Source organism: Streptomyces beijiangensis (assembly GCF_017315755.1).
In the GTDB taxonomy this organism is placed as follows: domain Bacteria; phylum Actinomycetota; class Actinomycetes; order Streptomycetales; family Streptomycetaceae; genus Streptomyces; species Streptomyces beijiangensis.
In genome coordinates this window covers 1-272 of record NZ_JAFLRJ010001244.1, presented here as the reverse complement: position 1 = coordinate 272, position 272 = coordinate 1, and the positions used below count along the sequence as shown (strand labels likewise).

Sequence of the window (272 nt, the reverse complement as noted above, 5' to 3'; positions counted from 1 at the left end):
GTCGACGGGGGATGGACCGTCACCGGAGTTCCGCGTTACACGCCGGCCAAGGTTTACATGACGGACGACGTCAGTCGCTCCTCGGTTTCCTTCTGCGACGACGAGTCGACATTCTACGGCACGGAGGTCACGTCCAAGAAGGTCCTCAGGTCCGAGCCCGGCAACACGGACTACTACTTCTTCGAACTCGTCATGACGGCGTCCAACGACGTCCCCGGTCTGTGGAACGCCGAGTCCATCGAGTTCCAGACGGAGGCCACACAGTGCAAGGC

The 272-nt window shown here is 61.4% G+C and carries 1 pseudogene; it reads left to right on the top strand.

Going from position 1 to position 272, the window contains the following annotated elements:
* Positions 1 to 57: 57 nt before the first annotated feature.
* Positions 58 to 272, top strand: a pseudogene (locus J0695_RS41355) (hypothetical protein); the annotation flags it as partial.